This is a genomic window from Streptomyces sp. C (assembly GCF_000158895.1).
Lineage (GTDB): Bacteria > Actinomycetota > Actinomycetes > Streptomycetales > Streptomycetaceae > Streptomyces > Streptomyces racemochromogenes.
Genome location: NZ_GG657750.1, coordinates 1,122,135 through 1,129,387 on the forward strand (window position 1 = coordinate 1,122,135; position 7,253 = coordinate 1,129,387).

Below are 7,253 nucleotides of genomic sequence, written 5' to 3' on the forward strand. Positions count from 1 at the left end.
TCAGCGGGCCTGGATGAGGCCCTGGCCGGCCTGTCGGCGGGCGCGCGGCGCTGGACGGCGCGGCACGCGCCCTACCTCGACTCCCCGGCCGCCCGTGCCGGACTGCCGGTGGTGCCGCGCGTGAAGGCCCTCCTGCAGCTGGCGATGCTCCGCCGCTCCTGGGAGAGGTGCACGCCCGGTGACCCCTTGCTGGACGGGGTCACCGGGGTGGTCGAACAGGTCTGGCAGGACCCGGACTTCCCGCGGCTCCTCACCCTCGAAGGCCGGCACGCCCGGCAGTTCGAGCTGATGTACGGGGCGCTGGACCCGGGCGGGGCCACCAGCGGAGCGCCCCGTGCCGTGCTGGACCGGCTGGCCGCCGGCAGCTACCTGACGCCGGGCCGGAAGCCGCCGTTCCTGCACCTGGAGGCACGGTTCTACGCCGATCTCGCGGGCGTCCCGCACCGGTTCGCCCCGTACGGGGAGCTGTACGCGGCGAGTCCGCTCCCCCGTGCCGCCACGCTGCCCGTGGCCGACCTGGACGGCTGCCAGGTCGCGCACACCCTCTGCTACCTCGGCGACTTCGGCCTGCGGGGACTGCCGCTGCCCGAGGACGAGCGGGGGCGCGCGCTGCGCGTGGTGGAAAGGCTGACGGACCACTGCGTGGCGCTCGGCGACTGGGACGTCACGGCGAAGCTGCTGCTCGCCCAGTACTGCCTGGGCGCGGATCCGCTGCGCACCCAATCCGGTGCGGCCGGCCTGCGGATGCTGCACGCCGCACAGGCCCCGGACGGGGCGATCCCCGGACGCTCCGCCGCCGAGCGGGCCCCGGCGGACGCCACGGCCGTGGAGTACTTCCGCACGTCCTACAAAGTGACCCTCGTCGTGGCGCTGATGACGCTCGTCGTCGCCGGCGGCCGGAGCGGCGAACCCGCCCTGACAGCGGCAACGGCCGTACGGGAGACCCTGTGAGCATCGACCAAGCGGTGAACGTCGGCCTGCCCGTGACCATCGGCCGGGCACCCGGCTCCGGCCCCGGGGCCCCGGCCCCCGCGCCGCTCCCCTCCGGCGCCCGCCTCCTCAAGGGCGAGCGGAACTGGTGGTTCCTGGGCCCGGGCGGGGTGGCCCGGCTCCACGACCGGCACGTCACCCCCGAGGGGGCCCTGCTCCCCGACGCGGAACGGCGGCTGCACGAGAGCGGCATGTTCACCACCGGCCGGATCAGCGCCTACGCGCTGACGGTCCTCACCAGCACCCACTGCAACCTGGGCTGCGGGTACTGCTTCCAGAACACCGCCCAGGACCAGGCGGGCGGCAGCCGGCCGCCCCGGATCGGCCGGAGCCGCCTCACCTCGGACACCATCACCGAGATCCTCGGCTTCACCGAGCGGCAGATGGCCGCCGGCGGCCTGGAGAAGCTCAGGGTCCTGCTCTTCGGCGGGGAGCCCCTGCTCAATCCGCGCGGCTGTCTGGAACTGCTGGAGCGGGCCGCGGACATCGCGCCCACCTCGGCCTGGATGATCTCCAACGCCACGCTCCTCACCCCGTCCCTGGCCCGCCGGCTCGCCGGCCTGGGGCTGACCTCCGTCCAGGTCACCTTCGACGGCGACCGCTCCGACCACGACCGGATCCGGGTCGGCCGGGCGGACGGCGGCGCCACCTTCGACAGGATCGTCGGCAACATCGCCGGGGCCTGCGGGGCCACCGAGCTCCAGTGGACGCTGCGGGTGAACGTCTCCCAGGAGACCTTCCACGGCGTGGACGCCCTGATCGACCGGCTCGCCGGCGCGCTCGACCCCGCCCGGTGCACGCTGTACTTCGCCCGGATCGGCGACGTGGGCGTCGGCTACGCCAACAGCCTGCTGCACACGGGCGAACTCCCGGCCGCCTTCAGCCGGTGGCAGCGCCGGGCGCTCGACCTCGGCTTCACCGTGAGCCGCCCCGGCGCCCGCAAGACCTGCGTCACCTGCGGCCACACCGACGGCCGCTACGGCGCGGTGGTGAGCGCGGACGGCACCCTGGCCAGCTGCTGGGAGACGGCGGGCAAGCCCGACTGGGAGGTCGGCACGGTCGCCGACGGCTACCTGCCGGGAGAGCGGACCCGCGACCGCTGGATCGCCTGCCAGGACCTCTACCGCTACGACGAGGACGCGCGGACCCTGGCGAGGTTCCGCGACCGCGTCGACACGGCCCTGCTCGACTACCTGCACGAGACGGGGCGCCTGTAGCCATGTCCTCCCCCCTGGAGCGGCTGTCCTCGGGCGCCCTCGGCTGGCTGGCCGCGAACCTGGACCACTTCGACCCGTTCTCCGCGGGCGCCCGGTCGGCGGCGCCCCGGGGCAGGGCGAAGGCGGCGCTGGAACTGGCGCTGCTCTGCCACTGCGCGGCCCGCCCGGCCGGCCCTCCGGACGCCCTGGGCGGGGCCACGGCCCTGGTCCGCGAGCTCTGGCAGGACCCGGCCCTGCCACCGCTGTTCGCCGCCGTCCCCGGGTACGCGTCCGCGTACGGGCTCGCCTGCGCCGCGCTGGCCCCGGAGGGGATCGACGGCACGCAGGTCCGGGAGGCGCTCGCCGGCATCGACCCCGGGTTCCTCTCGCCGCGGGGGAAGTCCCCCTACCAGCGCATCGAGATCCGCCACTACGCGGACAAGGCCGGGGTCCGCCACACCGTCGAGCCGTACGCCGAACTCCTGCCGCGCAGCCCGCTCCTCGCGCTGCGCCCCGCCGGGCCCGCGGACGGGGCCGGGCGGGACGGGGACGGGGCACCGCTCACCGTCCCGCAGGCGTACGCCGTGACGCACACCGCCTTCTACCTGGGCGACTTCGGCCGGACCTCCCCCGGGCTGGCCGGGGACGCGTCGGCGCACGCCCTGGACCTGGTCGACCGGCTGCTGCGCCACTGCGTCGGGCACGACCTGTGGGACCTGGCCGCGGAGCTGCTCCTCACCCGGTTCATCCTGGGGACCGACCCGCTGGACACGCCCTGGGGAGCCGCGGCCGTCGCCCGCCTGCTGCGGGCCCAGCGGCCCGACGGGGCCCTGCCCGGCCGGTCCGCCGAGCTGGCGGCGCAACCGGCCGCGACGGGCCGGGAGTTCTTCCGGAAGGCGTACCACACGACCCTGGTCACCGCCCTGATGGCGCTGGTCGTCTCGTCGCCGAGGCCGTCGTGACACCGCGGCTGACCCTGATCAACCGCGACTACACCCGGCTCTGGGTCGGCCAGGCCGTGTCGTCCGTCGGGGACGCCGTCTTCAGCACGACGCTGGTGCTGTGGGTGGCCACCGTGCTGGCGAAGGACGAGCCGTGGGCGCCGCTGGCGGTCAGCGGCATCGTGCTGGCGTCGAGCGTCGCCGTGCTGGTCATCGGCCCCCTCGCGGGCGTGTTCGTCGACCGCTGGGACAAGCGCGCCACGATGCTGCGCTCCGAAGTGCTCCGCGGCGCGCTGGTCGCCGTGCTGACGGCCGTCGCCTTCCTGCCGGCCGACGCCCTCCCGGCCGGCGTCTGGCTCGCCCTGGTCTACGCGACCGTGCTCCTGCTCCACACGGCCGGCCAGTTCTTCTCCCCGGCGCGCTTCGCCGTCCTCGCCGACCTGGTGACCGGGGACGCCGACCGCGCCCGGGCGGCCGGCATCGGGCAGGCCACGGGCGAGACGGCCTGGATCGTCGGGCCGCCGCTCGCCGCACCCCTGCTGTTCGGCGCCGGACTGCAGTGGGCCCTGCTCTTCAACGGCCTGACGTACGCGGTGTCCTACGCCGCGATCCGCTCCATCCGCCTCCCCGGCCCCGGCCCCGGCCCCCGCACGGGCCCCCGCACGGGCCCCGCCGCACCGGACGGCCCGCGGCGGCCCGCCGGGCGGCAAGGGGCGGGCCTGCGGCGGGAGTTCACGGACGGCCTGCGCTTCTTCGCGGGGAGCAGGTTCCTGGTGGCGCTGCTCCTGCTGTCCGTCATAGGGCAGTTCGGGATCGGGGCGCTGGGCACCCTCAACGTCTTCTTCGCCACCGACAACCTCCACGCGGACGCCCGCCTCTACGGATACCTCGGCATGGCCATGGGCGCGGGCGGCATCGCGGGGGCGCTGGTCGGGGGCCGGGTGGTGCAGTGGCTCGGCGCGCGCCGGACCACCTGGACCGCCCTGCTGGTGAGCGGTGTGCTGCTGGTCGCCTACTCCCGGCAGAGCTCCTTCCCGGGCGGTGTCGCCCTGCTCTTCGCGTTCACCGTTCCGCTCACCGTGCTGAACACCGCGATGTCGCCGCTGCTGCTCGCGGCGGCGCCCCCGGACTACCGGGGCCGGGTGATGGCCGTGTTCTACCCGGTGACGAGGCTGGCGTCGATGCTCTCCGCGGCCCTGTCGGGCTGGCTCGCCGGATCCGTGCTGCGGGACGCCGGGGGCTCGCTCGGCGGGATCCGGTTCGGCCCCGTCGACACGGTCATCGCCGCGTCGGGGCTGATCGTCCTCCTGGCCGGCTTCTACGCGATGGCCGCCCTGCCCCGCACGGAGGCCGCCGCCGGGCGGGACGCCGGTCAGGACGCCGGTCAGGACGTCCCGAAGACCCCGCCCGCGCCGCACCCCGTTTCCCGGCCCGAATCCAGATGAGGGAGCAGCGAGTGACACCCGAGCCCCGCCGCTATCCGTACGCCGAACGGCAGGACGCCGTCGAGGAACTGCACGGCGTGCGCGTCCCCGACCCGTACCGGGCGCTGGAGGACGCCGAGTCCCTCGCGACGCTGCGCTGGGTCGCGGAGCAGGACGCCCTCTACGAGGCGGAACGGGCGTCCTGGGCGGACCTGGAGCGCTGGCGGGCCGAGGTGGCGGCGATCGACGCCGTGGACCGCGTCCGGTCGCCCGTGGACCGCGGCGGCAGGACGTTCTGGCTGCGGCAGGACGCCGGCCAGGAGCATCCCGTGCTCATGGTGGCGGAGGGCGGGGCGCAGCGGGTGCTGCTGGACCCCCTGTCCCTCGACCCGTCCGGACGCACCGTGCTCGACGCCTGGGAGCCCTCCGTGGAGGGCGGCCTGCTCGCCTTTCAGGTGTCCCGGAACGGCACGGAGGACTCGCTGCTGCGGGTGCTCGACGTGGCCACCGGGAAGGTCGTCGACGGGCCGGTGGACCGGGTGCGCAGGTCGTCGATCGGCTGGCTGCCCGGCGGGTGGGCGTTCTACTACGTCAGGAACCTGGACCCGCGGCTGCACCCCGGCGAGGGGCGCTACCACCGGCGGGTGTGCCTGCACCGGGTCGGCGCGGACCCCGGGACGGACGCCGTGGTCTTCGGCGAGGGGCGGGACAAGACCCAGTTCTACAGCGTCTCCGTGACCGCGGACGGCCGCTGGCTGGCCGTCACGGCCACGCTCGGCACCGGCCGCGGCACCGATCTGTACCTGGCCGACCTGTCGGCGGGGCCGCCGGAGTACCCGCGGCTGCGGGCCGTCCAGGAGGGCATGGACGCCGCCACCCGCCTGTACGCGGTGCCCGGCACCGGCCCGCGGGACCCGGTGTGGCTGCGCACCGACCGCGACGCCGCCCGCGGACGCGTCGTGGCGTGCCGGCCGGCCGAGCTGCACCTGGGCCCCGGCGCCTGGCGCGAGGTGGTGCCCGAACGTCCCGACGCGGTGCTGACCCACTTCACCGTGCTGTCCGGTCCGGAGCTGGAGCACCCGCTCGGCCTGGCCGCCTGGACGCGGAACACGGTGGCCGAGGTGACCGTCCACGACCTGGCCGAGGGCCGGCAGGTCGGCGTGGTGCCGCTGCCCGGCACCGGCGCGGTCGGCGACTTGCGCGCCGGGCCGGCCGGAGGGCACGAGGCCTACTTCGCCTACACCGACTTCGTCACGCCGCCGCGGGTGCTCCGCTTCGACGCCCGGACGGGGCGCACCACGCGCTGGGAGCGCGACGCCCCGGACGCCCCGGACGCCCCGGACGTCGGTGGCGCGGTCACCCGCCAGGTGTCCTTCCCCTCGCGGGACGGTACGACGGTGCGCATGTTCGTGATCTCCCCGACCGGCCGCCCGGACGTGCGGCGCCCCGCGCTGCTCACCGGATACGGCGGCTTCGGCAAGACGATGTCGCCCCGGTACCGCGCCCAGGTCCTCGCATGGGTCAGGGCCGGCGGGGTGTTCGCCTGGGCGGGCCTGCGCGGCGGCGGCGAGGAGGGCGAGGCCTGGCACCTGGCGGGCAGCGGGAAGAACAAGCCGAACACCTTCGACGACTTCGCCGCGGCGGGCGACCACCTGATCGCGGACGGCTGGACCGGGCCGGGCCGCCTCGCCGTCATGGGCGGCTCCAACGGCGGGCTGCTGGTGGGGGCCGCCCTCACCCGGGAGCCGGGGAAGTACGCCGCCGTGGTGTGCGCGGCCCCCCTGCTGGACATGGTCCGCTACGAACGGTCCGGCCTCGGGCCCAGCTGGACGCCCGAGTACGGCAGCGCGGGTGACCCCGCCCTGCTGCCGGTGCTGTTCGGCTACTCCCCCTATCACCGGGTCACGCCCGGGACGGCCTACCCGGCGGTGCTGCTGGTCGCCGCGGACGGGGACACCCGGACCGATCCGCTGCACGCCCGCAAGATGTGCGCCGCGCTCCAGCACGCCACGTCGGGCACCGGTCCGGTGCTGCTGCGGCTGGAGCGCGGCGTCGGCCACGGCGACCGGTCCGCGTCCCGGGCGGTGGCCCTGCAGGCCGAGTGCCTCGCCTTCCTCGCCCGTCAGGTGGGCCTCCCGGCCCCGGGGCGTCCCGGTCGGGACACGGTCTAGGGGGTGTTGCGATAGTCCTGTGCGGTGCTCGCGGTGTCCGGTGCGTGCTCTCGGCGCGCCGGGCGAAGGCCCTCGTACTGGGCGTACTCGGGACTTCGACCGGTGCGGCGGGAGTGCGTGCCGGGCGCCGTGGGCGCCGTGCGGGACTTTCGCAACACCCCCTAGGTCAGTACGGGGGTGCCGAGCCCGGAGCCGCGGGCGTACATGCGTATCAGGTGCGGCAGTTCGTACTGGGCCGCGTGCGCGGTGACCTCGCCGCAGGGCGAGGTCACCATTCCGGCGTCGATGAGCGCCTCCACCACCCGTACGGCGTGCCGCTCGTCGCAGCCGAGGGCCTCGGCTGCCTCGGTCAGGCCGAAGGGGCCCTCCCCGGTGCCCGCGGCGAGCCGTTCCGCGTCACGGCCCCACTCCTGCGGCAGCGCCTGCCAGCCGTGGGCCAGCCACCGCCGGACCGACACGTCCCCGGAGGTCAGTTCGTCGAGCGCCCCGGCGGGGTCGGTGAGCCGGTCCGCGAACTCCCGCAGCGGCAGG

Annotated in this window: 5 protein-coding genes and 1 pseudogene; 5 read left to right on the top strand and 1 reads right to left on the bottom strand. The window is 75.7% G+C overall.

The window, feature by feature from the left end:
- The 5 genes from SSNG_RS04945 to SSNG_RS04965 all read left to right on the top strand — a co-directional run.
- The coding region (locus SSNG_RS04945; RefSeq protein ID WP_347232441.1) for a hypothetical protein at window positions 1-951 on the top strand (951 nt) is incomplete at its 5' end.
- The gene (locus SSNG_RS04950; RefSeq protein ID WP_007262702.1) at window positions 948-2,207 is read left to right on the top strand and encodes a radical SAM protein; all 1,260 of its coding nucleotides are present in this window, start codon (window positions 948-950) and stop codon (window positions 2,205-2,207) included. The genes SSNG_RS04945 and SSNG_RS04950, both read left to right, overlap by 4 nt.
- 2 nt (window positions 2,208-2,209) lie before the next feature.
- Window positions 2,210-3,148, top strand: coding sequence for a hypothetical protein (locus tag SSNG_RS04955; RefSeq protein ID WP_007262703.1), 939 nt, complete (start codon window positions 2,210-2,212; stop codon window positions 3,146-3,148).
- Entirely contained in the window at window positions 3,145-4,572 is a 1,428-nt protein-coding gene (locus tag SSNG_RS04960) for an MFS transporter (protein ID WP_007262704.1), read from the top strand. The genes SSNG_RS04955 and SSNG_RS04960 overlap by 4 nt, the downstream gene beginning before the upstream one ends.
- An 11-nt stretch (window positions 4,573-4,583) precedes the next feature.
- Window positions 4,584-6,722 carry a prolyl oligopeptidase family serine peptidase gene (locus SSNG_RS04965; protein ID WP_007262705.1) on the top strand — a complete coding sequence of 713 codons (2,139 nt, stop codon included), beginning with the start codon at window positions 4,584-4,586 and terminating at the stop codon, window positions 6,720-6,722.
- Window positions 6,723-6,883: 161 nt separating this feature from the next.
- On the opposite strand, the pseudogene SSNG_RS04970 reads toward SSNG_RS04965, so the two are convergent.
- Window positions 6,884-7,253: pseudogene (locus SSNG_RS04970) on the bottom strand (AfsR family transcriptional regulator); the annotation flags it as partial.